Origin of the sequence: Nocardia sp. NPDC050435 (genome assembly GCF_040655395.1) — a bacterium.
GTDB lineage: Bacteria > Actinomycetota > Actinomycetes > Mycobacteriales > Mycobacteriaceae > Nocardia.
On sequence record NZ_JBFAJW010000012.1, the window covers coordinates 1 to 24,674 of the forward strand.

Sequence of the window (24,674 nt, forward strand, 5' to 3'; positions counted from 1 at the left end):
CGCTTGGCTACACACCTACAATCACCACCGCGGCCACACCGCACTGGGCGGTCACCCACCAGCCAGCCGCGTTCCTAACCTCTCGGGTCAGTACACCTAGGCCGGCGCCGAGGGCGCTGTCATGACGAGCGCGGCCGCCATCGCGCCGAAAGTGGTTGCCGCCGTTGCCGCTGTGCGCTTGGACCGAAACATGCCGGATCACCCTCTCGCGCCAGGCGGGTTGTGCAGTCCCCCGAAGCCCCCTGGCTTCGGGGGACTCGATCCTCCCAGTGTCCGCGCATCGCGCCCCGGACACGCGCGAAACGGCCGTGAAAATCCTGCTCACGCACCGTTTTCCAGGGGCAGTCCGGCGTCGCGCCAGGCCGTGACGCCGCCCGTCAGTGTCGCCGCGTCGTAGCCGTCGCGGCGGGCGAGCGCGGCGAAGCGCCGCGATATCTCGCCGACCGGGCAGACGAAGATCACCGGCCGGGAGCGCGGGAACGGAATGCCCTGGGCGAGCATGTCGTCGAGTTGATCGTCGCGAATGTTCAACGCCCCTGGTACATGTCCGATCCGGTAGGCCATGGCGCCGCGGGTGTCGACGATGACCGGCCGCCCGGCAGCGTCGAGGTCGGCCAGCTCCGCGGGCGTCAGGCCCGGCACCGCGGCCAGCTCCGCGGCGGTAGCGGGCGGCCGGCGATCGGTGCGCCCGAACAGATGCGGGCGGCGCTTCTTGAGGTAGGACAGATAGGGCTCGAGCCGGTCGCAGACGATGACGACCGCGACCAGCGGCTCGGTGCGCCCCGCGAGGTCCAGCGCGCCCAGGGTGTCCAGGGCCGCGGCGTAGGCCGCACCGCTGGTCGGGCCCGCCAGCACGCCGTGGCCGGTGGCCAGACGCAGCGTCGCGTCCACCGCACGGCCCGCCTCGATCGTGACGATGTGGTCGTAGAAATCGGGCTGGAACAGGCCGACATCCCACATCTCGGTCTCCGAGCGGATGCCGGGGATGAAGTCCGAGCGCTCGGAAACGACGGCGACGGTGCGCAATTCGGGATTGTGCTTGCGCAGGTAGGTGGCGGCGCCGCGGCTGGAGCCGGTGGTGCCGAGGCCGCCGATGAGATAGTCGACGCGGGCGATGCCGTCCGCGGCCAGGTCCTCGTGGATCTCGCGGCCGGTGCCCTGGCAGTGCGCCTCCACGTTCTTCTCGTTGGTGTACTGCGAGGGGTGGTGATAGACGCCCGGTTCGGCGGCCATGGTCGCCTCGATCACCGAGTAGACGTCGTTGGGCGTGGTCGGATCCGGGCATTCCGACAGCCCCGGCAGCTCCACGATCTCGGTGCCGAGCAGGTGCAGCAGCTCGCGGACCTCGGTCACCTTGATCCGGTTGGTCACCGCGCGCAGGCCGACGCCGTGCAGCGCGCCGAGCACGCGCAGCGCCTTGGCGGTATTGCCGCTGGACGCCTCGATCAGGCGTTGCCCGCCGGCTTCCAGGCGGCCGAGTTCGTCGCGGATCATCGCCCAGGCCACCCGGTCCTTGACCGAGCCGAAGGGGTTGTGCGACTCCAATTTCGCGTACAGCTCGACACCGGCCAGGCCGTGCACGGCCGGATCCAGGCGCAGCAGCGGGGTGTTACCGATCAACTCGGTGATGTGGTCGTAGCGCATTACGGCGCACCGGTGGACCGTCGGGCGGCGACGTGCGGAGCGTGTGACGGCACGTCCGGGCGGGGCGCGTAGTCGACGTCGCGGCAGATCTGGAAATCGCCCCCGTGCGACTCGACCGCCAGTTTGGCGGGCAGCGGGTGCATCGAGGCCCGGGCGGCCGACAGATCGGAGTGGTAGGCGGCGGTGTTCGGGAAGATCACCGGATCACCGGGTTGCGGGTACTCGGGCAGCCACACCTTGTGGTTGGTGATCATGTCGCGTTCCAGGCACAGGCGGCCCGCGAAATACACTCCGGCAGAGCCTGATCCGGGTGCGGGGGAGCGGTGACCGTGCCCGGGCAGCACGATCGGATCGACCATGACCTCCTGATCGGCCGGCGTCACCGAATCCCGGCTCAGATCCAGGTTGACCAGCACGGTGCCGTCGGCCAGTTCCTTGACGAAGACCACCCGCGCCATCGTCACCCCGGCGTGATCGACGAGTGCCTTGCCGGGTTCGATCCACAGGTCGAGCAGATTGTCCGCGGCGATCCGCGCCACCGTGCGCCCGCCGTGCCGCTCCAGCGGGGCGGTCAGGACATCGGCCAGCATATGCTGTGCCGCAACGGTATTCGCGTACTTGTGGAACACCGGCGTGCCGTGCACCGCGCCGCCCTCGAGGTGGTAGCCGAAGGTGTTGCTGGACCAGCTCATCGGCTCGCCGCGCCCCAGCAGCGACTCCCGCAGCGCGTGCACATAGCCGTCGAAGGCGGCCGCGTCGGCGGTGAACACCTGCCGCAATCCGCCGCCGAGATCGAGCACCGTCGGGCTCAGGCCCTGGCCGTAGGCCTGCTCGATCAGGTCCAGGCACGCTTCGACCGCCCGCACGCGTTCGGCCGTCTCGCCGGAATCGATGTGAAAGGCGAAGCCCAGCAGTGAGATTCGGTCACGATGCGCGCGCAGCAGGGCGAACGCGCGGTCCACGTGTGCCAGCGGCACCCCGAACCGGCTCACCGGAGCGCCGGGAAACCCCGAGACCCGCAGCAGCACCGGGACCGGCGCGCGCGCACCGGCCAGCTCCGCGATCCGGCCCAGCTCCCAGAGGTTGTCCACATTGACGGTAGCGCCGCAGGCGAGGAGCTCGCGCAGGAACGCCTCGTCCTTGGGGCCGGTCGCCTCGACGCGCCGGGCGCCGAAGCCGGCGGCGAGCGCGCTCGCGAGCTCCCGCGGCGAGGCCACGTCGATCGACACACCGGCGCGCTCGGCGGTGCGGACGAAGGCGCGCGAGTCGTTCACCTTGTGCGCGTAGCAGATCCGGTGCCGGGGCACGTGCTCGTCCAGCACCGTGCGCAGGCGCTCCAGGTTCTCGGCGTAGACCTGCGGGAACACCAGGTGCACCGGCGTGCCGAACCGGGCGAGGGTGTCCGCGACGGCGGCACGGCTGTCGAGAAAGGAACGCACCAGTGGGTGGATCTCGGCCGGCAGGGCGGGCGCAGGGGTCATACCGCGGATTCCGTCGGCTGCTCGGCGGGCTTGTCGGCCACCGGGTTGTAGCCGCCGTCGCGGATCGCCTCGAAGGCCCGCGCGCGATTGCGCGGGCTCCGGAACTCGGCCACCACGCGCTTGCTGAGCAGATCGACCTCGGCGACCTTGATGCCCATGTTCTCCAGCACGCCGGTGATGGTGCGGACGCAATGCTTGCAGGTCATGTCCGGCACATAGAAGACCTGATCGGCCGCCGTGGCCGCGGCGTCGGCGGTGAGCGGGTCGAGATCGCCCGGGACCTCGGCGAGTTCGCAGCGCGCGGCGAGCTGGGTGAAGACCGCGACGAACTGATCCACCACCAGCGGCAGCAGGCTGTAGTGCGCGCCGTCGAGCTGATGCGGCATCGCCGCCAGGCAGGCGGGCCGGGTGCCCGCGGGCAGCAGCGCGTACTGGCGTGAGATCTGATCGAGGTCCTCGTGGTATTTGGCGATCGCCTCGGCGGTGCTGAGCCCCTCGGCGGTCGTCGCGCGCCGCATCACCTGGTGCGCGTCGTCGATGGTGGCGTCCTTCATCGCGCGCAGCGTCGCCACCGTCTCGGCGGTGTAGCGCACGGTGCCGTCGGGCTGGGCGGCCAGCGTCACCGGGATCATGCCGCGCCGGTAGGTCGAGGCCTGCAGCTCCCAGTACCAGCGGGTCGCCACGGCGGCGAAGACGCCGGAATCGTGCATGCCGTGCGCGAATTCGGACGCGGTGCGATACGGCGTCTGCCGGGCCAGCAGCGCGTGCTGGGCCAGTGCGCGACCGGTCGCCTCGATGCCGACCCGGAAGATCTCCAGCGGCTCGTGATCGGTGGTGGTGCCGTTGAGTACCGCGTGCTCGCGCGGGCCGAGCGCGGCGATGCGGTCGGCCAGCGCGGTATTCGCGGCGACCGCGTGCCAGAGCACCAGCGCCGCCTCACGGGCCAGGATCGGCACGATCGGGCCCAGGCCATCGGCGCGGTAGTGGCCGGTGCCGGGCACGCCGGCGCTGTCGGTCCAGGTGATCCGGTGCGTGGCGCTGGTGACCTGATAGGGGCGGCACGGGCGCATGAACCGCTCCAGATACAGCCGCTGGGAGTAGGTGAGGTGGCTGTTGGGCTCGGTGTGCAATGCCACGGCGGTGTACTCGACGCGCAGCCGCTCGGGCACCCGCAGCGGAGTGTCGAACAATCCGGGCTGGGCCAGTGTGGCCAGCACCCGGGACGCGGCCCGCCGGTCATAGCGTGGCATATCGATGGTCACGAAACCTCCTCGGCAATCGTCTCGACGCATGCGGTGAACCGGTCGATCTCGTCGAAGGTGGTGTAGACCTGCGTGCTGACCCGCACCGAATCGGCGTCGGCGCCGGAGGCGGTCGTGCAGTGCAGGCCGGTGCGCACCAGGAAGCCGAGCTCGCCGAGCACGAAACCCAGGTCGGCGGCGGTGATCCCGGCCAGGGTGAACGAGACGATGCCGTAGCCGACCGCGCACGGCGCGTAGGCCGGCCCGGGCAGGAACTCGCAGCCGGGCACCCGGCGCAGCCCCTCGATCAGGCGCAGGGTCAGCTCGCGGTTGTGCGCGGCCACGGCGGCCATGTCGAAGGACTCCAGCACCTCCAGCGCGCTGCCGAGCGCGAGGATGCCGGGGATGTTCTGGGTGCCGCCCTCCATCAGCTCCGGCATGCCCGTGCGAGTCAGGCCGGCCTCGGTGAGCTGGACCCCGGAGTTGCCGCCGGGCAGGAACGGCAGCAGCTGATCATGAATCCGGCGGTGGCAGTAGAGGATTCCGGTACCGGGCGCGCCGAGCATCTTGTGCGCGGCGAAAACGGCGAAATCCGCGCCGAGTTCGGTGACGTCCAGCGGCAGGTGACCACCGCTCTGGCTGCAGTCGAAGCAGAGCAGCACCCGGGGATCGAGCCGGCCGCGCAGCTCCTCCAGCGTCGTCAGGCCGCCGTAGACATGGTGCAGGTGACTGGTGGTGACGAGCCGGGTGCGCGGGGTGAGCTTGGCCAGGATGTCGGCCGTGTCGGCCTCACCGGTCGCGGTGCTCCGGTATTCGACCAGCTCGATGCGGCGGCCGAACCGGGCCAGCAGCTGCCGCAGATGGTGCCAGGGATAGACATTGGAGGCGTGGTCGACCGGGTTGTAGAGGATCTGATCGCCGTCGGCGAGCTCGGCCAGCCCCCACGACAGCGCGACGGCGTTGAGCGCCGCGGTGGCGCCACCGGTGAAGACCACCTCGTCGCTGTGCTGCGCGCCGATGAACGCGGCGGCGCGGTCGCGCACCCGCGCCAGCCGGGTGCTCAGGCCGGTCGCCCACGGGTAGGTGCCGCGGCCGGCATTGGCGGTGCGGGAGGCGTGGTAGCGCTCGATCGTCTCGATCACCGGGCGCGGCTTCTGCGTGGTCGCCGCGCTGTCGAGGTAGACCTCGCTGGACTCGGCCAGCGCGGGGAACAGCTCGCGGACGGATTCCGGAATATGGGGCGCTCTTGCGGGCGCTGATGGGGGCAACGAACGCTCCCTTCACAGGATGCGCGTGGACGCAATCCACGATACGCACTTCCCGACACGTGTTCGAAGGTTTCTCGTGGACAACGTTTTTCGTACTACCGTGGTGCCATGCCGCTGAACTCCGAAGAACGACAGCAGTTTCTCGCCGAGCCGCATATCGGCGCGCTCGCGGTGACCGGTGCGGCCGGGCGTGGCCCGCTCACCGTGCCGATCTGGTATCAGTACCGTCCCGGCGGCGATCTCTGGCTGGTCACCGGCGCGGAGTCGCAGAAGCTGACGGCGCTGCGCGCGGCCGGCCGCTTCAGCCTGATGGTGCAGCGGGTGCAGCCGACCGTGCGCTACGTGACGGTGGAGGGCCCGATCCTGCGCATCACCGAATCCAGCGACGACGAGCATCGCGAAGTGGCCGCGCGGTATCTGCCGGCCGACAAGGTCGAGGGCTATCTGAAGGCGGCCGAGGCCTTCGGCGCGATGTCCACCGTGCACATGCGCCCCGAGCACTGGCTCTCCGCCGATCTCGGCGGCGACGAGAACTACTGATCGAGCACGAGCACGACCTTGCCCGGGCCGTGCCCGTGCTCCATCTCGTGGTGCGCCCGCGCGGCCTGGGCCAGCGGGAAGCTCCGGGCCGGGCCGGGCAGCCGGAGGACCCCGCGGCACACCAGTTCCGCGACCTGCCCGGCGAGCCGGACCACGCCCGGTCCGGTCAGCCCGCACACATCGGTGACGCCCAGCCAGGCGGCGGAGAAGTCGACCACGGCGGGCGGGCGCGCTCCGAGCCGGCCGGGGCCGGTCGCGGCCTTGCCGCGTTGCACGGCGTCGAAAACCGCGTCGATGCCGTGCGGCGCCGCCGAGGTCACCCCGAGTTGCGCGGCGGAGAAGTCGGCGAGCGCGACGATGCGGTCGGCGCCGCCCCGCAACGCGATCGCCGCGCCGAGTCCGCCGTGCTGCGCGACATCGAGCACGGCGTCGACGCCGCGCGGAGCCAGCGCCCAGACCCGGTCCGCGAGCCCGGGGCCGTACGTGGTCGCCGCCGCGCCGAACGAGCGCACCAGCTCCTGGTTGCCCGCGGCGGCGGTGCCGACCACGGTGACGCCCGCGGCCACCGCCAGCTGTGCCGCCATCGAGCCGACAGCGCCCGACGCGCCGTTGATCAGCAGAGTCTCCCCGCGCTGCAACTCGAGCAGGTCCAGCGCTTTGACGGCGGTGTTCACCGCGATCGGCAGCGCGGCAGCCGCGGTCCAGCTCAGCTCCTCGGGTTTGCGGGCCAGCGAGCGGCTCAGCGCGTATTCGGCGTAGCCGCCCGCGCGCGTCCAGCCGAACACGGGGTCGCCGATCGCGAGGCCGTGCGCCTCGGGGCCGAGCGCGTCGACCACGCCCGCGATCTCCCAGCCGGGAAACTGCGGGAAGCAGTCGTCCCCGAAGGACAGCGCGCCGCACCGGATCTTCCAATCCGACGGGTTGACCGCGGCGGCGCGCACCGCGACCCGCACCTCGGCACCGGTCGGTTCGGGAATCGGCACCTCCCGGATCCGCAGTACCTCCGGCCCGCCGAACCCGTCGAACGCGATTGCCTGCATGCGCCCCACTTTAGGGGCGCTACCAGGGGTTTCGGTCCAGCGACGCGGGCCGGGCTAGTAACGACCCTGGATGTACTCGGTCAGCCGCTGGCGTTCGGTGGCGAGTTCGGAGATCGCACTCTTGACCACGTCGCCGATGCTGACGATGCCGACCAGCCGGCCGTCCTGCACCACCGGCAAGTGCCGGATCCGGTGCTCGGTCATGGTTTTGCGCAGTCCGTCGACCGGGTCGGCCGGCGTGCAGGTGCGCACCTCGGAGGTCATGATCGCCGAGACCGGACTGTCGAGCACCGGGTCGCCGAACTCGTGCAACCGGCGCACCACATCGCGCTCGGACACGATGCCCGCGATCGCGGCGTTGTCGGGGGAGACCACCACGGCCCCGATATTGTGCTGCGCCAGCACGCCCAGCAGCGTGCGGACGGTGGTGTCCGGTGTGACGGTCGAAACGTCGTGGCCCTTGCGCCGCAAGATCTCCGCTATGCGCATCATTACCTCCAGATGGCCGGGACTTCAGGATCTCGCGTCCCGCCGCCGCGGACCCGGACTTCGGCGCATCGAGTGCACAACAGATTCGCGCGGAAACTTAAAGCCGCCGTGCGACCGTTCGATCGAGGTCGCGGGCCAGCAGCGCGATCGAGGCCTGCGAGATGCCGGCCGAGGTCGCGAGATCGATCGAGGTGAGCTGCGCGATGCGCCGCAGCCGGTAGTCGACGGTGTTCGGATGCACGTAGAGCTGACGCGCGGTGAGCTGGCGGTTCATGTCGTTGCCGAGATAGGCGCGCATCGTGTCGAACAGTTCGGGGTGCGCGTCGAGCGGATCCAGGATGGTGGCGATGCGCCGGGTGGCCGGGCCGCCGCGGGTCAGCTGGTACTCCACCGCGAGGTCGGACATGTGATAGAGCCCGGCCGCGCGGCCGCCGACCCGGACCAGGTTGAGCAGTTCGTGCGCCTGGTCGGCGGCTTCGGGAATCTGATCGGTGTCGGAGGTGACCAGCGTGGCGGTGAGCGGAACCTCGGCGGCGGTGGCGAGTTCGTCCAGCGTCTCGGCGGTGAGGTCGAGCCCGTCCGCGCCGCTGGGAATGAGCAGGGTGCCGCCCTTGGTGGACAGCAGGGCCAGCGCCCGGGAGTCGAAGGCGGTGGCCAGTGCGGACTGCAGTCGGCGTAGTTTGCGGCGGGCCGCCACCTCGGCGGCGACCCGCGGGTCGCGTTCGTCCGGATGCTGCGGAATCGACAGGGCCACCACGTGATAGGACTCGGCCACCGGCATGCCGGCCTGGCGCGCCAGTGCCGAGCTGCCGCGCCCGCTGAGCAGGGCCGAGGCGAGAGTCTGTGCGGCGGTCTGATGTTCGCGCGCGACCAAGTGCTGTTCGTCGACGTAGGCGTCGGAGACCGCGACCGTGATGGCCTCGAGCAGTTCGAGCATGAGGTCGCTGGCGACGAGGAGTTCGTCGACGTCGTCGGCCTTGGCCTGGGCGGTGACCAGGCCGAGGGCGATTCGAATGCCCTCGTGGTAGGCGCGCAGGATGGTGCCCAGGGGTACTGCCTCCCTGGCCCATTGAGTAGCCGCCTCGCGCACCTCGGAGAGGCGTTCGTCGTCGGGGACGGCCCGGCGATCGAACATCTCGGCGGCCAGTTCGAGCACGCTGCGAGTCAATTTGGTGACGTCGCCGCGCAGTTGCTCGCCCGGCAGGGTGCGGCACGGCGCCATACAGGTGGCGAAGTAGCCGACCATTCGCGATGCCACCCGGTCGGTGTTCTGCAAGGGGACCGAGGCTGGTCTGCCGCCGATCTCCAGTGCCACAGCGGGTAGTTCGGTGGTCAGGTCCAACGCGGAGAAGGTCATAGGTGTCGCTTCCGATGCCACATCGGACGTAATAGAACCGCGTCCGAATCGTTGCATCACTATACGAAAAAGTTATGAACGCGGGGAAGCTTCAGCAAGATCCACAGTGCGGGTATCCACTGGGTGGGACGTGGTTCGCCCTGGTAGAGCCCGGGTGATTTGTTGTCAAGGGCACCAAGCGATTTGGTGGTTATTCGTCGTCCAGGCCGGCGGACAGATAGGCCGCGGCGGCGAGCCACTGGCGGCATTGCGGGCCGTGCACCTCGTGGGTGTAGAGGATTTCGCGGGCGCGCCGGTAGGTGAGACTGCCGGGCTCGTTGCCGCACTCGCTGCCGAAATCGGCTCCGGGATGCCGGGTTTGGCGACCGGCGGCGCTCGCGGTGGCAACTCGGTGGGGAGTTCGGAATGCCTGGTTCATGTCGACCGCCCTCGCGTGTGCGATGGGGAGGCGAATCTGTGTGGCAACGCCGGCTCGAACTCCCTGCGTACCTCCCCGGTTAACTGCATTCGAGTTTATGCGTCTGCGCCTTGCAGATGCAAGTACATTTGCACGCTCGACAGCCGCCGCTGAACATTTACTGCCGCATAACAAAAGACAGTTCCGACCAGTTGGTCGGAACTGTCTCGGGGAGAATGTTTCTAAGGCTTGCGAGCGACTCCGCCGTACGCGGAAATCGGGCGGATCTCACCGACCTCGGTGGCGTCGGCGCGCCACTGGGTGATCGAGACGAAACCGGGCTCGACCATTTCCAGCCCTTCGAACACCGCTTCGAGCTGATGCTGCGGGCGCGGAATGTAGGGCGTGCCACCGGTTCCCGCGTAGTTCTCGCACAGCGCGACGTAGGCCTTGCTGTCGTCGGTGCCGTCCCAGAAGACCAGGTAGCTGCCCGAGGGCACCGCGGCGAGCACCGTATCCACGATGCGGCGCGCGTCCTCGTAGGTGCGCGCGTGGCCGAGCACGCCCATGAACATGACGCCGATCGGCTCCTCGAAATTGAGCACGTTCTTGGCGTCGGCGATGATCCGGTCGGGGTAGTGGTAGTCGGCGTCGATGTAGGTGGTGACGCCCTCGGCGGTGGTGCTGGTCAGTAGCGCGCGGGCGTGCGTGAGCACCAGCGGGTCGTTGTCGACGTAGACGATTTTCGCTGTGGGCGTGACGCTTTGGGCCACCTCGTGGGTGTTCTGCATGGTCGGCAGGCCGGTGCCGATGTCGAGGAACTGCGTGATGCCCTGCTCGTTCGCGAGGAACTTCACGGCCCGGATCAGGAACTGCCGGGACTGCACGGCCATGGTGCTGATGTCCGGGTCCACCTCGAGGCCCGCGTCGCCGGCGACCCGGTCGATTTCGTAGTAGTCCTTGCCCCCCATCCAGTAGTTCCAGATACGGGCCGAATGCGGGATATCGGTCCGGATCAGTGGGGCGTGGTCATCAGGCATGGCGGTTGTACTCCTCGGCGAGCGGTGTCCCGCGGCGCGCCGCGAACGGCTGTCGCGAATGGCTGGTGTATCCGATGTGCACTGTGACACTACAAGATTCGCCATCCCGAAGCGGGGCGGATGGCCGAGCTGAACACGCATTTTTCGGGCGTGTCGGGAATGGCACCGAAAAAGCCGACCAGTAGGTATGAAAATCCTTGTGCGCCATGGTGAACTTCGTGCTACCGTTCGAATGTCGGTGCAAATGCAAGAACATTTGAGAGTGCAGATGCAAAACCGGCCTCGAAGGATCTCTACACTGCGGAACCGAGGAGTGGGGAAATGTCCGACACCACCACACACAAGATCGAGAGCGCTTGGCGTAAGAGCTCGTTCAGCGGTCCCAGCGGCGGTAACTGCGTCGAATTGGCGCAGGCTTCCGGCGGCCTGGTGGCGATGCGCAACTCGCGCGACCCCGAGGGTGCGTTGATCTTCTACACCCGTCCGGAGATCGACGCGTTCGTCCGCGGCGCAAAGGCGGGAGAATTCGACGATCTGACTTGCTGAGCGGTAACATTGCGGTCGGTGCGGTGTGTCTCTAGACGGCGCGTTTGTGACACACTGGTGGGCAACCTCGAGTATCGGAGACGAACTCCATGATCGCAGAACCCGATGACGACGGTCGCGTGCAATCGGTTGTCGCGGAACGTGGTCCGACTGTGCTTCGGATCGCGCTCGGCGGACAGTTACGAAAACTCCGGGAGAGTTGCAACATCACCCGAGAGGCCGCAGGCGACGCGATCCGTGGATCGCACGCCAAGATCAGCCGTCTCGAGTTGGGCCGCACCGGCTTCAAAGAACGCGACATCCGTGACCTGCTGACGCTCTACGGGATCACCGATCCCGACGAACGCGAGCGGTTCCTGGATCTGGCCAGGCGGGCCAACGAACCCGGCTGGTGGCATCGCTACTCCGACCTGCTGCCGTCCTGGTTCGGCACCTATCTCGGCTTGGAGCAGGCCGCGAGCAAGATCCGTACCTACGAAGCGCATCTGGTGCCCGGGCTGTTGCAGACACCCGATTACGCGCGGGCCGTGCTGTCGCTCGGCAGCGACGACGCCGACACCGATCGTCGCGTCGCCGTGCGGCAGCATCGCCAGGAGTTGCTGTACCGCGTGGACCCGCCGGTGCTGTGGGCCGTGATCGACGAGGCCGCGCTGCACCGGCCGGTCGGCGGCCCCGGCGTGCACCGGGATCAGATGCGGCATCTGTGCAAGCTCGCCGCGTTGCCGAATGTCACCGTGCAGGTGCTGCCGTACGCCGCCGGCGAACACGCCGCGGCGGGCAGCTCGTTCAGCATTCTGCGCTTCTCCGAGCGCGAACTGCCGGACATCGTGTATCTCGAACACCTCACCAGCGCTCTGTATCTGGATCGCCGGCAGGATCTCGAGATGTATCTGACCGTCATGGACAGGCTCAGCGTGCAGTCGCTGCCGCCGGACAAGTCCATCGAGCTGATCACCGAGTACGCGGCGAAGTTGTGAGAGGCGCGCTGTAACCTCCGTGAGATCCGCGCAACCGTACAAACGCAAGAGTGCGGGCGACCGAATCGGTCGCCCGCATTCTTCGTCGTAGGGGGTAAGACGCGGGAGTGAATTCGCCTCGGCGACGAGTGGATTCGCGGACACTTGCCGCGACGCCACGCGGCCATGGTCGTGCCCGCGGGTGAATCATCCGTTATTCGAACAGAACTGGCCGTGGTGCGCGCATGAGAGGGCCGGTTCGACGGAATGCTGAGGTTCGACAGATCCGGGCTTGGTGCCCGCCTGAGCGGGCCGGGTCGCACGGAGTGCTGGAGTTCGAACAGAACCGGGCTGCGGTGCCCGCCTGAGCGGGCCGGGTCGCACGGGGTGCTGGAGTTCGAACAGAACCGGGTTGGGTGCCCCGCCGGAGCGGGTGGGTTCGCACGGAGTGTTGGCGTTCGAACAGAACTCGGCTGCGGTGCCTGCCGGGTCGCACAAAGTGCTGAGGTCCGAACAGATCAGACTGGGTGCCCGCCGGAGCGGGTCGCGTCGCACGGAATGCTGAGGTTCGAACAGAATTCGGCCGTGGTGCCCACCGGTGCGGGGCGGCGTCGCACGAGATCGTGACGTTCGAACAGAACCCAGAACCCGGCCGTGGGTGCCCACCCGAGCGGGCGGGGTCGCCGGAATGCTGGCGTTCGAACAGAATCCGGCCGTGGCGCGCCATGGGCGGGCCGGTTCGACGGAATGCTGAGGTTCGACAGGCCCGGGCTTGGTGCCAGCCGGAGTGGGTGGCGTCGCACGGAATACTGAAGTTCGAACAGAACCGAGCTGCGATGCGCGCCGGCGCGGGTCGCGTCGCCCGGAATGCTGGAGCTCGAACAGAACCGGGCTGCGGTGCCCGCTGGCGCGGCCGGTTCGCACAGAGTGCTGAGGTCCGAACAGAACCGGGCTGGGTGCCCGCCGGAGCGGGCGGCGTCGCACGGAATGCTGAGGTCCGAACAGAATCCGGCCGTGGTGCCCGCCGGAGCGGGCCGCGTCGCACGGAATGCTGAAGCCGGCCGACGTGGCGCTCCGGTAGGGCGACACGGTATCGGCGGCGAACTGATCTCTCGGGTGTCGCGGTGGCGCCGGTGGGCGTGACCGAACCCGATAGGTATTGCGGCGCAGCGGAATCGGCTGCGGCGCCTACTGCTTGATGCAGCTGGACGCGATGCGCCAGAACGTCGACGGCTGCAGGAGGTTCATATCCCAGTCGTCGGCCATGGCGTGCGCGGTCGAGACGATCCGATCGATGTCGAAATCGTTTCTGGTGGCGGCGCCGGTGGACTCGACGGCATGGATGACGAACGCGACTGCGGTGTCGCGCGAGTGCGCTGCTTTTCGGTGGCCGCTACGGGCCGACGATGTACTCATGGTTGTACCGTTCGCTGGCTGGTCGGCCAATGCGGCATCGGCGAAGCCGAGCCGGCCGCCGTAGTGTGGTTGGTTCATCTGAACGCCCCTCTGGTCTGGCGGCAGCAAACCTTTGGCAACATGACCATCGGCTCGCTCACGCGGCCTCCCCTGGTTGTCCCCTGTAAAGCCCTGCGGGTTGAGTTTAGGGCGGCTGGCCTTTCAGATGCAAGTACATCTGCACTATCGATTGCATTCGCACTGAGCGTTTTTCACGATTCCGGCGGGTATCGGCACCGTCCCGACCGGGTGGTTTGGTTGATCCCCTCGTGACCGCATTGTGAATTCGTGACAAGGGGGCCCGCGGTTGGGTCGAACGGGGTGCGATTCGGCCGGTCGGAGCCGGATTTCTGGAGCATAGCGGCCGACCTCGGGAAGGGGGTCGCGGGAGTGCGTCCAGGGTGCTCGACGGCCGAATAGCTGGCTAATTCCAAGCTATTTCAACGCTCGGGTCCGCCCGGATTGCAGGAGGCGTCGACCGTGGCTTGATAGCCGACCGCCGGCCGCCACGGTTCGAGATTCCAGCTCGGCTTGTCCGGCTGTACCAGCCGCGCCCACACCCAATGGCAGATGAATTGATCGCGCATTCCCGGTGAATTCGCGTCGGGAGCCGCGTCCACCACCTCCTGCCAGGCACGATCGTCCGAACCCGGATAGCTCGTGCGGCGGCCCGCGCTGGTCGGATAGACCAGCAGGCGCGCGCCGTCGACGGCCGTGGTCCACTCGACGTCCTCGATCAGCGGGACGCCCGCATACGGATCGACAGTAGGGGTCGCGGCGACGGCAGCACGTGTGGTAGTCGGCGGCGCGACGGTCGACGGCGCGGCCGCGGGCGGCGCGGCGTCCGAGCCGCAACCCGCCAGCGTGAGGGCGCACGCCAGCGCCGCGAGCCGCGGCCACGGGTGATTCGGCACGGTAGGGGCCTTTCTATCGGGACGATCGACTCTCGAGCCTAGCCAGCGGCGGCCCCACCGATTGTGGTGTCTTGCCCCGGCGCTCCGGCCTGGCAATAGTCAGGCGGTGCGAAGGACTCAGATCATGGCGGGGGTGGCGGGGGTCGTGATCGCACTCGGGGCCGCGCCCCCGGCGGGCGCGAGCGCTCCGGAGGCGGGCGTGGTGACGGAGGTGGCGTCGGCGCCGGAGCAGGTGCGCCTGGCCGACGCGGACTCCGCGCGCCGCCTCACCTATTGGTCGCGCGGGCCACGCGGCCCGATGCAGAGCACCGAGATGGTGTATCTGCCGCCCGGGCCACCGCCGCCCGGGGGCTGGCCGATCGTGGCGTACGCGCACGGCAGCGTCGGCATCGCCGATCAGTGCGCGTTCACCCTGCAACCGCGCGCCTACTACCTCGACGAGGTGTATCCGGCGCTGCTGCGGGCGGGCTACGCGGTGGTGATCTCCGACTATGTCGGACTCGGCACGCCCGGCACCCATCCCTACCTGGATGGCCCCTCGCAGGCGCGCAGTGTGATCGACGGGGTGCGCGCGGCCCGCGCGGTGGCGCCGGAGCTGAGCGATCGCTGGGCCGTCCTCGGGCAGTCGCAGGGCGGGCAGACCGCGTTGTTCACGGCGCACCTCGCCGCGGCGTACGCGCCGGAGTTGCGGCTGCGCGGCGCCGCGGCCACCGGCCCGCCCTCGAACCTGGAACTGCTCGCGCCGCTGCTGGGCCCGTGGGTGCCGCGACTGCCGCTGCGCATGACGACGGCCTACTTCGCCATGATCGCCGCCGGGTTACGGGCCAGCGCACCGGAACTCGATGTCGACAGCTACCTGACCCCGGCGGGGCGCGCGGTGCTCGAGGTCGTGGAGACCACCTGTGTGACCGAGGCCGACGAGCGGGTGCGCGACGTGGCGATCGGCGACATGCTGAGCCGGCCGCTGCTGGATCCCGCACTGCTCGCGGCGGTCTCGTCGATGCTGCGCATTCCGGTGGCCGGGCACACCGTGCCGCTGTTCGTCGGGCAGGGTGTGGCGGACACGGAGGTGCCCGCGCCGCTGAGCGCCAAGCTCGTCGCCGAATTGACCGCGGCCGGCGCGGATCTCGAGGTCGGTGTCTACCCGGGTAATCACCTGGACGCCGCGCGCCAGGCCTTCCCCGATGCTCTGGCATTCCTGGGCCGGGTGCTCGCCCGCGACTGAGCGAAACGCCGAGCCTAAGGCGGATGGTCCACCGGCACAGGTCGTATAGATCAAACTTGTGAATTGCCAACATATTCGCGGCGGGTACTCACGCTCGACCGCGGATTTGATTGAAGATGATCACGAACGTTGGACCAGGGAGAGGCTTACGTCGATGGGTGTTGCCCTACGTTCGGACAAGAGGGGACTGTCGCGGGTGGTGGGCGCGATGGTGCTGGGGTTTGTCATGGTGCTCGCCGCGACCGGCGGTGCGCACAGTGCGCCCCTCTACCCCGAACCGGATCCGGACCCGTTCTATGCTCAACCGCCCGGCCTGGCGGACTCGGAACCCGGCGAGGTGCTGGGCATCCGCGCGATGCCACCGCTGGCGATTTTCCCGGACACGACCGTCACGCTGGTGCGGTTCCGGTCCACCAACTCCGAGGGCGATCCGATCGCGGCCACCACCACGGTGCTGACGCCGCGCTCGCACCAGCCCAACGGGCCGCTGCTGTCGTTCCAGCACATCATCAACGGGCTGGGCTCGGAATGCTCGGTCTCCCGGGTGCTCTACACCAAGGACCCGAACCTGATGGTGCGCGAGGCGCCGGGGTGGAACGTGATGTTGCAGCGCGGCTGGACGGTCGCGCTACCCGATCACCTGGGCCCGCAGTTCGCCTACGGCGCGGCCAAACTCGGCGGCCAGATCACCCTGGACGGCATCCGCGCGGTGAAGCGGGTGCAGGAGTTGCGCGTGCAGGACAGCCCGACCACGATGATCGGCTACTCGGGCGGCGGGATGGCCACGGCCTGGGCTGCGGCGCTGCAGCCGGAGTACGCGCCGGAGCTGGAGATCGCCGGTGCGGCGATGGGCGGCGTGCCGATGAACCTGGTGAAGATGATGGAGGGTCTCGGGCTCGGGTCGCATCCGGTGTTCGGTCTCGCGCTGGCCGCCGGGCTGGGGCTGGAGCGGGAGTACCCGGAGCGTTTCCCGCTCAGCGATCAGCTCAACGATCGGGGCTTGGCGGCGCGCGCGGCGATCGCCAACAGCTGCACCAACGACATCATCGCCACCGGCGCCGGGCGCGGCGCCATGGACTTCGCCAAGACCACGTCGATGATCAACGACGCCGACGCCCGCGCGGTGGTCGAGGAGAACAGTCTCGAGCTCTACCACGGAATTCCGCAGACACCGGTGTTCGAGTGGCATTCTCCGATCGACGGCCTGGTTCCGGTCGACGCGATTGTGAACACTGACAAACGGTGGTGCGCCGGCGGGGTCCGGGTGCAGGCCGAGCAGATTCCGGTCCCGGATCATCTGACGGCCGCGGTACTCGGGATTCCGCAGGCGCTGGGCTGGCTGGACGCGCGCTTCCGCGGGGAGCCCGCACCGAGTAACTGCTGAGTCGCGCTACGCCTTCGATGGCACGCGCATCCCGCTCGTCACGAGTGGGATTCGCGTGCCATTGTTGCGATTCGGCGTCATGACGTCGTCAAGTGGGGCGCAAACGGGCATCCGGTCTTTCGGTTGCGGCTAGCCTGAGTTTCCTGTGCCCGGTTCCGCAGGGCATTTCGGGGGACTGACAGCACACAGATCCGAAGGCGCGGCGGGGTGCAGGAGACATCGTCGTCGCACCCAGGGGCTTGTGTCATGAGATCTTCGCGCCTATTGCTGGTCACCGCGCTGCTTTTGTGCCCGCTCTTCGCCGCTCCGGCCACCGCGCAGCCGCCGCTGCCGCCGGTGCCCGATCTCTCCGGCGGCCTGTTGCCGGGCATCCAGCAGTGGATCGATCAGGTGATTCCGCCGCCGCCGATCGATCCGGTGCCGCATCCGAACGCGCCGGAGCTGGTCGAATCCGCCGGGGGCGCACCGGGTCTGGCGGCGCTGTGGCAGGCCACATTGCCGAGCAATGTCGGGGACGCGATATTCGACGCGTGGCCGGCGAATCTGGACGATTACGCGCCGGGGGAGATCATCGAGGTGCGCGATGTCACCGCGACCGCCGGGGTGCTGGTGCTGGTGCCGTTCCGGCAGGCGCTGCTGCTGAAGTACCGCACCACCGACGCGCACGGGCGGCCCTCGTTCGCCACCGCGACCCTGGTGATCCCGCACGGGGAGTGGACCGGGCCGGGCGATCGTCCGGTGGCGGTGAACAATCTGCCGATCGACGGGCTGGGCCGGGACTGCACGCCGGGCTACAGCCTGGCGCACGGGCTGGCCGCGGAGATCAGCGTGACCGACTATCTGCCGCCCACTACGCAATTGGCGCTGCTGCGCGGCTACGCCGCGCTGATCCCGGATCATCAGGGCCCGTGGATGGCCTATGCCGAACCCTATGTCGCCGGGCACGCGGTACTCGACGCCATCCGCGCGGTGCGCGCGCAGTTGCCGGCCGACTACGGCGCCAGCAAGTTCGCCATGCTCGGCTATTCCGGCGGGGCCATCGCCACCCACGGCGCGGTGAAACTGCTGACGCCCTACGCGCCCGAGCTGACCGGTGTGGTGGTCGGCGCGGCGCTGGGCGGCGTGCCGGCCGATTACGAGATCCTCGCGCGCAGCATGAACGCGAACCTGGCCTCGGCGGTGTTCATGGGCGCCACCTTCGGCGTGGCCCGCGAGCGTCCCGAAATCCTGGGCCGGATGAACAATTTCGCCCAGTGGGTCTCGACGTCGCCGCTGAAGGACACCTGCGGCAGCGTCTTCGGCGCCGTCGGCATCTTCATGCTCCCCATCGACATCGCCGCGAACTTCCCGGACCCGCTGAACTCCGCGTTCGCCGCCGAGATCTATCGGGTGACGCGCATGGAGGACATGAAATCCGCTGTGCCGCTCTACATCTACAACGGCGAGCAGGAGTTCTGGATCCCCGCGGAAGGCGCTCGCAATCTGTATCACGAGCAGTGCGCCCTCGGCGTGCCGGCGGTGTATCGCAGCGTTTTCGGTGAGCACATCATCGGCGCCGCGCTCGGTTACCCCGAGGCGCTGGGCTGGCTGGACGAGCGCCTGCGCGGAGTGGCGCCCACCAGCGAGTGCTGAGTGCCGTTGGCGGGCTTGCTCATTGCCGGGTCATCACCGTGCGCTGCACCGGCCCGGACCAGCCGCACGGTAGGTCGCAGGTGGCCGAGATGGTCACCAGCGCCTCGCCGTTGCGCGCCGACGGCGCTCGAACCTCGGTGGCGCGTGCCGGATATCCGCAGGCCGGGCACTTGCCGAAATAGTTCAGAATCTCCCTGACGACCGTCCCCGGCTCGTCTCCTTCTCTCATAACTCGACAGTAGGCGGTTCTAACATTTTGTGCCGTGGATCACAGTGAGATTTGTCGGTGTCACAACACCGGATCGGGCGAATGGTGAAAGGCGACAAGGGGGCCGGGCGGGTGTGGCGGGTCTGCCGAGATTTGGGTAGGGAACAAACGCGGCCGACCCGCCACCGGCCCGATCCCTACGCGGCGAACGAAGGACCGGGCCTTCCTGAAAGTAGGCCACCCGCAACGGGTTCGGCGATCCGGGCGACAGAATCCGGAGATTCCATCACCCCCGATCACGCCGGTTGTGACGCGCCACAACCCGTTCGGTTCACATCGGAAACAGATTGTGCTTGCGCGGGTTCGGCCGCCGGGTCCCGCTCTTGTCGCGCAGCAGGCGCAGCGCTTTGCGGATCTCCAGCCGGGTCTGCGACGGCTCGATGACGGCGTCGATGTAGCCGCGCTCGGCGGCCGTCCACGGTGTGGCCACCGTGGCGTTGTAGAAGTCGATCATCTGCGCGCGCACCGCGTCCCGCTGCTCCGGGGGCGTCACGGCGAGCTGCTTGCGGCCGACGATGCTGACCATCGACTCCGCGCCCATGACCGCCAGGCGCGCGGTCGGCCAGGCCAGGCTGATGTCCGCGCCGAGCTGCTTGCAGCCCATCACCGCATAGCCGCCGCCGTAGGCCTTGCGGGTCACCACGGTGACGATCGGGACCGTCGCCTCGATCAGCGCGCGGAACATCCGCCCGCCGCGCTTGATGACGTGATTGCGCTCCTCGTCGACCCCGGGCAGCACGCCCGGGGTGTCCACGACATAGATCAGCGGAACGCCGAACGCGTCGCAGAGCCGGATGAAATGGGCCGCCTTGTCCGAGCACGCCGCGTCGAGCGCGCCGCCGAGCACCAGCGGCTGGTTGGCGACCACGCCGACCGGTCGGCCGTCCACCCGGGCGAATCCAGTGATGAGGTTCTGCGCGCTGCCCGCGCCGAGCTCGTGGAAGGCGCCGTCGTCGAAGACGCGCAGCAGGATGTCGTGCATGTCGTAGCCGACCTTGTCCGAATCCGGGATGAACCGGTCCAGCTCGCGGTCGCTGTCGGTGATCTCGGGCTCCAGCCCCGGGTTGATCACCGGCGCCTGCTCCAGGCAGCTGCTCGGCAGGTAGCTCAGGTAGTCGCGGGCCCAGTCGAAGGCGGCCTGCTCGGTCGCGGCGACGTGGTGCACCGTCCCGTTGATCTGCAGCGCCTCGGCGCCGCCGAGTTCCTCGGCCGTCACCGCCGACCCGGTGACCGCCTTGATCACCTCCGGGCCGGTCACGAACATGTAGGAGTCCTTGGTCGCGACCAGAACGTCCATATTGATCGGCCCGTAGACCGAGCCGGCCGCGCACTTGCCCAGCATGATCGCCACCATCGGCACGTAGCCGGAGAGGTCCTCCTGCCAGCGGCACATGTTCGCGTACCAGGCCAGCGAGGTGACGCCGTCCTGGATCCGGGCGCCGCCGGAATCGTTGACGCAGATCACCGGGCAGGCGTTGTTGAACGCGAACTCCATCGCGGCGTTCACCTTGCGCCCGAACATCTCGCTGACCGACCCGCCGTACACGGTCTGATCGTGGGAGATGACCACGACCGGCCGGCCGTCGATGTAGCCGCGGCCGGTGACCACGCCGTCGCCGTACATCGCCTCGCCGCCGCCGGGCTTGCGCACCAGCGCGCCCAGTTCGACGAAGGTGCCGGCGTCGAGCAGCATGTGCACGCGCTCGCGTGCGCTCGGTATGCCTTTGGCCTTGCGTTTCGCGATGCCGGTCTCACCCGCGGGTTCGGAGGCCAGCTCCAGGACATCCCGGAGGTGATCCAGCTTTTCTCGCGTAACGCTCATGTGCTTGGTGTAGCCCTTCGAACTCATCGTGGCCGCCGGTGCTGCCGATCGATCGACGGTAGCCCAGGTGCGGCGCTCGATGCTATCGGTGTGCCGGGGTAGCGCGGAGCGATTCGCGCGAACCCGCCGGCTTGTGACTTCACCCAACCTCTCCGGTAGTCGCTGGTGAGATGCCTGATTCCGAGGTAGAAACAGGCAGCGGGGGGTGTGATTCGGCTTAATCTCGGTTCCACCTCGTAGCCCGGGGGTGGACAAAGGGAGTTAGCAGTGCCGAGCAGCCTGACCGATCTGGATATCCTGCGCGAACTGGAGCCCGCCGCCGAGCGTTTGCTCGAGGACCATCTGCGCAAGGCCAAGTCCTGGAATCCGCACGATTACGTGCCCTGGGACGACGGCCGCAATTTCGCGGCCCTCGGCGGCGAGGATTGGGCGCCCGGGCAATCGCGGTTGTCGGAACTCGCGCGGGTCGCGATGGTGACGAATCTGCTCACCGAGGACAACCTGCCCTCCTATCACCGGGAGATCTCGGATTCGTTTTCCCTGGATGGCGTCTGGGGCACCTGGGTCGGCCGGTGGACCGCCGAGGAGAATCGTCACGGGATTGTCATGCGCGACTATCTGGTGGTGACCCGCGCGGTGGATCCGGTAGCGTTGGAGCAGGCTCGAATGGCGCATATGACCACCGGCGTCGCGAAACCCGAGAAAGGACCGCAGTTTTTGCGTTCGGTCGCTTATGTGACATTGCAGGAGTTGGCCACTCGGATCAGCCACCGCAACACCGGAACGGCCTGCGGTGAACCAGTGGCGGAAGCTATGCTGCAGCGGATCGCCGCCGACGAGAACTTGCACATGATCTTTTACCGGAATCTGAGTGCCGCCGCGCTGGATTTGGCGCCCGACGAGATGCTGCGCGCGATCACCGATATCGTCACCCGTTTCCAGATGCCCGGGCTCACCCAGCCGAATTTCCGTCGGAACGCGGTATTGCTGGCCAAGCACGGCATCTACGATCTGCGCCAGCACCTGGATGTGGTGGTGCGGCCGGTGCTGCGGGCCTGGAATGTCTTCGAGCGCACCGATATCTCCGGGCCGGGAGAGCAGGCCCGCGACGAATTGCACGCCTATCTCGAGGAACTCGAGGTCAAGGCGCGCCGCTTCGAGGAGCAGCGCGACCGGGCCGCGGCCAGAGCCGAGCAGCGAGCCGCCGTCAGCGCATGAACCGACGACTACCCCAGAGCGCCGCGGTGATCCTGACGATCGCCGCGGTCGCCGCTGTGCCGGTGGTCGCGGAAGTCCGTGCCCAGCCCGACATTCCGGTGCTGGACCAGGGCGCGCCCGCCACCACCACGCCGCCGCCCTACGATCCCAAGATGACGCGCACCGGCCTGCTGCGCACCGAACCGGTGGGTCCGCGTCGCGAGCGCCTGCACATCGCCTCGGCGGCCATGCGCCGCGAGATCACCGTCGACGTGCTGCGCGGCAGCGGCGACGGCCCGCACCCGGTGCTGTATCTGCTCGACGGCGTCGACGGCGACCCGACCTCGGCCTGGATCACCAAGGGCCGGGCGGCGGAGTTCTTCGCCGACAAGCCCGTCGACGTGGTGCTGACCAGCGGCGGCACCGGCAGCATGTACTCCGACTGGCTGCGCCACGACACCGCGCTCGGGCTGAACCGGTGGGAGACCTTCCTCACCGAGGAGCTGCCCCCGATCGTGGAATCCCTGCTGCGGTCCAACGGCAAGCGCGCGATCGCGGGTGTGTCGATGGGCGCGCAGGCCGCGATGATGCTCACCCAGCGTCATCCGGGCCTCTACGGCGCGGTGGCCGGGATGAGCGGCTGCTACTCCACCGCGGACCCGCTGGGCCACGCCGTCACCACGATCACCGTCGCCTCGCGCGGCGGGAACGTGGAAAACCTGTGGGGCCCACCGAGTTCCCCCGAGTGGGCGGCGCACGATTCGCTGCTGGGGGCCGAGAAGCTGCGCGGCACAGCGATCTACCTGTCCGCCTCCAGCGGCGCGCCGACCACCGCGGACCTGATCGCCATCGCGAACTCGTCCTCGATCGTGGACGCGCTGGCGATGGCCGGCGGCGGTACGGCGCTGGAGGCCGGTGCGCGCCAGTGCACCGAACGGTTCGCCGCCCGCCTCACCGAGCTGGAAATCCCGGCCACCGTGGAGTATTCGCCGCAGGGCATGCACACCTGGCCGGACTTCGAGGCGCAGCTGCCGCGCGCCTGGGAAGTCCTGGCCAAGGCCCTGGGCCTATAGCCCCAGCGCCGGGAAGCGCATCTCCGCCGCGGCGTAGCCGAACAGCCGCCGCCCGTCGGCGCGCGCTTCCACCGCCACCGTCGCCTTGCGCCGGCGCGCGTCCAGCGAGGTGACCCGGCCGCGGAACTCGATCGGGCAGGGCTGATCCGGCGGCACCCGCAGGGCGTGCGTGTAGTGCGCGAACTGGGCGCGGAAGCGCAGCACCGCGGACGGGTCGCCGGACCAGGCGCTCAGGAACCCGGCCGCCAGGCCGAGTTTGAGCATGCCGGGCGCGATCACGGCGGGGCGATCGTCGGCCGCGCCCAGCACCCGCGCGTAGCGGGTCAGGTCCATGCGATCGAGCTCGATCACCTGGGCCGGGATCTCCGAACCCACCCGCAGGGCGTCGAAATCCAGTGTGGTGCGCGGCATTCGGAGCGAGACCGGCCGGGAGAGGGTGGCCGGGCGCAGCGGGCCGGGCAGTGTCGGCCGGGCCGGGCCGGGCGCGCCCTCGCCGGTACGGGCCAGCAGCGCCGTGGAGCCGGTCAGCACCACCGCGCCGCGCTGGTCGGTGAGCACGGTCTTGATCGCGAGCACGTCGTAGGCGGCGAAATGCCGGAACGATTCGAAAAAGGCGCGGCAGGTCAGCCGATCGCCGGCGACCAGTGGCCGGACCGGGTCGAGCAGCTGATCGGCGTGCAGGATGCGTTGCGGATCGTAACCGGGCACCAGGGTGTCCAGGATTTCCCGCTGGGCCTGGATGAGAATTATCGACCCGAAAGTCGGCGGCGCGATGAGGCCGGGAAAGCCGAGCGCGGCGGCCGCGGAGTCCCGCCAGTGCGCCGGATGAAAGTCGTGCACCGCGAGCGCGAATTCCCGGATGCGTTCCCGGGTGACCCGGTAGCTGGCGGCGGGGAAATTCCGCAGCGTCACGGGCGCGCCCGCGTGCGCGAATGCGGCGGCGAGGTCACTCATGATTTGCCACCTCCCGGGCCGGACCGAACGGCAGGGCCAGCAGGGGAATCCGCTCCGGTGTGAGTGTTCCGCTCACCTCGACCCCGGCCGCCACGAAATCGGCGGCCGCGCGGTCGATGTGATCGGCCGAGGTGACCACGACCGCGTCGCGGGCGCCGATCTCGCGCATGATCCGCGCCGAGTACGCGGCGTTCTCGACCGTGCAGGTGGCGTCGGAGTCCAGGTGGATCCGGTCGGCGGGGATGCCGCGCGCGACCAGCCAGCCGGCCATCGCCTCCGCCTCGGTGACCCCGTTGCGCGGATTGCCGCCGGTCACGATGATCGGGGCGGCCGGCGCGAGCAGCGCCTGGACGAATCCGGTGTGCAGCCGGGAGACCAGTTCCGGGCGCATCTCCCCGTCGGGGAGCAGGCCGTAGCCGAGGACCACGATCGCCGTGCCGGGCGCGCGGAACCCGAGTTCGGTGGACGTCGTCGGCACGGGATCGGCGATGGCCGACCCGGAGTTCTCGGCGTGGGCGACCGCGGCGCCCAGGAGGACCGCGGTCACGCCGGCCACTCCGGCCGCGAGGCGCAGTATCCGGTGGACTGGCCGGGTGTTCGTGTCGAGCATGGCGATCTCCGTTGATTAGCCACAATGTGGCCGCCGGTGGCTGTGATTACTTGAATCATGATTGCCCGGTAATCCGCGAAGTGCGCTCGTGTTTTCCGTATTTGAGGAGAATGCACGCCGGTGAGGCGGCGGAATTGGGAG

General features: G+C 68.9%; 23 protein-coding genes. 8 read left to right on the plus strand and 15 right to left on the minus strand.

Features of this window, described 5'->3' with window-relative positions:
* Positions 1–321: 321 nt before the first annotated feature.
* Genes AB0I43_RS31580 through AB0I43_RS31595 form a run of 4 tightly spaced genes read right to left on the minus strand, consistent with a single transcriptional unit; the run spans position 322 to position 5,634 of the window.
* A complete protein-coding gene (locus tag AB0I43_RS31580; RefSeq protein WP_356976215.1) occupies positions 322–1,644 on the minus strand; it encodes a pyridoxal-phosphate dependent enzyme in 1,323 nt (440 codons plus the stop codon).
* A complete protein-coding gene (locus AB0I43_RS31585; protein WP_356976217.1) occupies positions 1,644–3,125 on the minus strand; it encodes a decarboxylase in 1,482 nt (493 codons plus the stop codon). Before AB0I43_RS31585 ends, AB0I43_RS31580 begins: the two co-directional genes overlap by 1 nt.
* Positions 3,122–4,387 carry a heavy-metal-associated domain-containing protein gene (locus AB0I43_RS31590; protein ID WP_356976219.1) on the minus strand — a complete coding sequence of 422 codons (1,266 nt, stop codon included), beginning with the start codon at positions 4,385–4,387 and terminating at the stop codon, positions 3,122–3,124. The genes AB0I43_RS31585 and AB0I43_RS31590 overlap by 4 nt, the downstream gene beginning before the upstream one ends.
* Positions 4,384–5,634 carry an aminotransferase class V-fold PLP-dependent enzyme gene (locus AB0I43_RS31595; protein ID WP_356976221.1) on the minus strand — a complete coding sequence of 417 codons (1,251 nt, stop codon included), beginning with the start codon at positions 5,632–5,634 and terminating at the stop codon, positions 4,384–4,386. Before AB0I43_RS31595 ends, AB0I43_RS31590 begins: the two co-directional genes overlap by 4 nt.
* A 108-nt stretch (positions 5,635–5,742) precedes the next feature.
* On the opposite strand from AB0I43_RS31595, the gene AB0I43_RS31600 reads away from it, so the two are divergent.
* Positions 5,743–6,174, plus strand: a complete 432-nt coding sequence (locus tag AB0I43_RS31600) for a pyridoxamine 5'-phosphate oxidase family protein (protein ID WP_356976223.1) — start codon at positions 5,743–5,745, stop codon at positions 6,172–6,174.
* Here the strand turns inward: AB0I43_RS31600 and AB0I43_RS31605 are convergent.
* The 5 genes from AB0I43_RS31605 to AB0I43_RS31625 form a co-directional block, all read right to left on the minus strand.
* Entirely contained in the window at positions 6,168–7,214 is a 1,047-nt protein-coding gene (locus tag AB0I43_RS31605) for an NADP-dependent oxidoreductase (RefSeq protein ID WP_356976225.1), read from the minus strand. The genes AB0I43_RS31600 and AB0I43_RS31605 overlap by 7 nt on opposite strands.
* A 54-nt stretch (positions 7,215–7,268) precedes the next feature.
* Positions 7,269–7,703 (minus strand): CBS domain-containing protein, encoded by a 435-nt coding sequence (locus tag AB0I43_RS31610; protein ID WP_356976226.1) that lies wholly within the window; start codon positions 7,701–7,703, stop codon positions 7,269–7,271.
* Between the two features lie 97 nt (positions 7,704–7,800).
* Positions 7,801–9,060: a helix-turn-helix domain-containing protein gene (locus tag AB0I43_RS31615; protein ID WP_356976228.1), complete on the minus strand. Its 1,260-nt coding sequence runs from the start codon at positions 9,058–9,060 to the stop codon at positions 7,801–7,803.
* 190 nt (positions 9,061–9,250) lie between these two features.
* On the minus strand, positions 9,251–9,478 hold the full coding sequence (locus AB0I43_RS31620) for a hypothetical protein (RefSeq protein ID WP_356976229.1): 228 nt from the start codon (positions 9,476–9,478) through the stop codon (positions 9,251–9,253).
* 221 nt (positions 9,479–9,699) lie between these two features.
* Positions 9,700–10,497 carry an SAM-dependent methyltransferase gene (locus AB0I43_RS31625; protein WP_356976231.1) on the minus strand — a complete coding sequence of 266 codons (798 nt, stop codon included), beginning with the start codon at positions 10,495–10,497 and terminating at the stop codon, positions 9,700–9,702.
* A 321-nt stretch (positions 10,498–10,818) separates the two neighbouring features.
* On the opposite strand from AB0I43_RS31625, the gene AB0I43_RS31630 reads away from it, so the two are divergent.
* Together AB0I43_RS31630 and AB0I43_RS31635 are read left to right on the plus strand one after the other, a co-directional pair.
* A complete protein-coding gene (locus tag AB0I43_RS31630; protein ID WP_356976233.1) occupies positions 10,819–11,043 on the plus strand; it encodes a DUF397 domain-containing protein in 225 nt (74 codons plus the stop codon).
* Positions 11,044–11,132: 89 nt separating this feature from the next.
* Positions 11,133–12,020: a helix-turn-helix transcriptional regulator gene (locus tag AB0I43_RS31635; RefSeq protein WP_356976234.1), complete on the plus strand. Its 888-nt coding sequence runs from the start codon at positions 11,133–11,135 to the stop codon at positions 12,018–12,020.
* 1,167 nt (positions 12,021–13,187) lie between these two features.
* Here AB0I43_RS31635 and AB0I43_RS31640 read toward each other — a convergent pair.
* Together AB0I43_RS31640 and AB0I43_RS31645 are read right to left on the minus strand one after the other, a co-directional pair.
* Positions 13,188–13,493, minus strand: a complete 306-nt coding sequence (locus AB0I43_RS31640; protein WP_356976236.1) for a hypothetical protein — start codon at positions 13,491–13,493, stop codon at positions 13,188–13,190.
* 401 nt (positions 13,494–13,894) lie between these two features.
* Entirely contained in the window at positions 13,895–14,368 is a 474-nt protein-coding gene (locus AB0I43_RS31645; protein ID WP_357433141.1) for a DUF2599 domain-containing protein, read from the minus strand.
* 106 nt (positions 14,369–14,474) lie between these two features.
* On the opposite strand from AB0I43_RS31645, the gene AB0I43_RS31650 reads away from it, so the two are divergent.
* The 3 genes from AB0I43_RS31650 (at position 14,475) to AB0I43_RS31660 (ending at position 18,609) form a co-directional block, all read left to right on the plus strand.
* On the plus strand, positions 14,475–15,593 hold the full coding sequence (locus AB0I43_RS31650; RefSeq protein WP_356976240.1) for a lipase family protein: 1,119 nt from the start codon (positions 14,475–14,477) through the stop codon (positions 15,591–15,593).
* Between the two features lie 208 nt (positions 15,594–15,801).
* The gene (locus AB0I43_RS31655; protein WP_356976618.1) at positions 15,802–16,977 is read left to right on the plus strand and encodes a lipase family protein; all 1,176 of its coding nucleotides are present in this window, start codon (positions 15,802–15,804) and stop codon (positions 16,975–16,977) included.
* Positions 16,978–17,223: 246 nt separating this feature from the next.
* A complete protein-coding gene (locus AB0I43_RS31660) occupies positions 17,224–18,609 on the plus strand; it encodes a lipase family protein (protein WP_356976242.1) in 1,386 nt (461 codons plus the stop codon).
* Positions 18,610–18,628: 19 nt separating this feature from the next.
* On the opposite strand, the gene AB0I43_RS31665 is transcribed toward AB0I43_RS31660, so the two are convergent.
* Both AB0I43_RS31665 and AB0I43_RS31670 read right to left on the minus strand, forming a co-directional pair.
* On the minus strand, positions 18,629–18,838 hold the full coding sequence (locus tag AB0I43_RS31665; protein ID WP_356976244.1) for a hypothetical protein: 210 nt from the start codon (positions 18,836–18,838) through the stop codon (positions 18,629–18,631).
* A gap of 310 nt (positions 18,839–19,148) precedes the next feature.
* Positions 19,149–20,699 carry an acyl-CoA carboxylase subunit beta gene (locus AB0I43_RS31670; protein ID WP_357433143.1) on the minus strand — a complete coding sequence of 517 codons (1,551 nt, stop codon included), beginning with the start codon at positions 20,697–20,699 and terminating at the stop codon, positions 19,149–19,151.
* A 267-nt stretch (positions 20,700–20,966) separates the two neighbouring features.
* Between AB0I43_RS31670 and AB0I43_RS31675 the strand changes: the two genes are divergently transcribed.
* On the plus strand, positions 20,967–21,917 hold the full coding sequence (locus AB0I43_RS31675) for an acyl-ACP desaturase (protein WP_357433145.1): 951 nt from the start codon (positions 20,967–20,969) through the stop codon (positions 21,915–21,917).
* Positions 21,914–22,969 (plus strand): alpha/beta hydrolase family protein, encoded by a 1,056-nt coding sequence (locus AB0I43_RS31680; RefSeq protein WP_357433147.1) that lies wholly within the window; start codon positions 21,914–21,916, stop codon positions 22,967–22,969. The genes AB0I43_RS31675 and AB0I43_RS31680 overlap by 4 nt, the downstream gene beginning before the upstream one ends.
* Here AB0I43_RS31680 and AB0I43_RS31685 read toward each other — a convergent pair.
* Both AB0I43_RS31685 and AB0I43_RS31690 read right to left on the minus strand, forming a co-directional pair.
* Positions 22,964–23,923: a MaoC family dehydratase N-terminal domain-containing protein gene (locus AB0I43_RS31685; protein WP_357433149.1), complete on the minus strand. Its 960-nt coding sequence runs from the start codon at positions 23,921–23,923 to the stop codon at positions 22,964–22,966. The genes AB0I43_RS31680 and AB0I43_RS31685 overlap by 6 nt on opposite strands.
* On the minus strand, positions 23,916–24,533 hold the full coding sequence (locus AB0I43_RS31690) for a YdcF family protein (RefSeq protein WP_356976254.1): 618 nt from the start codon (positions 24,531–24,533) through the stop codon (positions 23,916–23,918). The genes AB0I43_RS31685 and AB0I43_RS31690 overlap by 8 nt, the downstream gene beginning before the upstream one ends.
* Between the last annotated feature and the right edge of the window lie 141 nt (positions 24,534–24,674).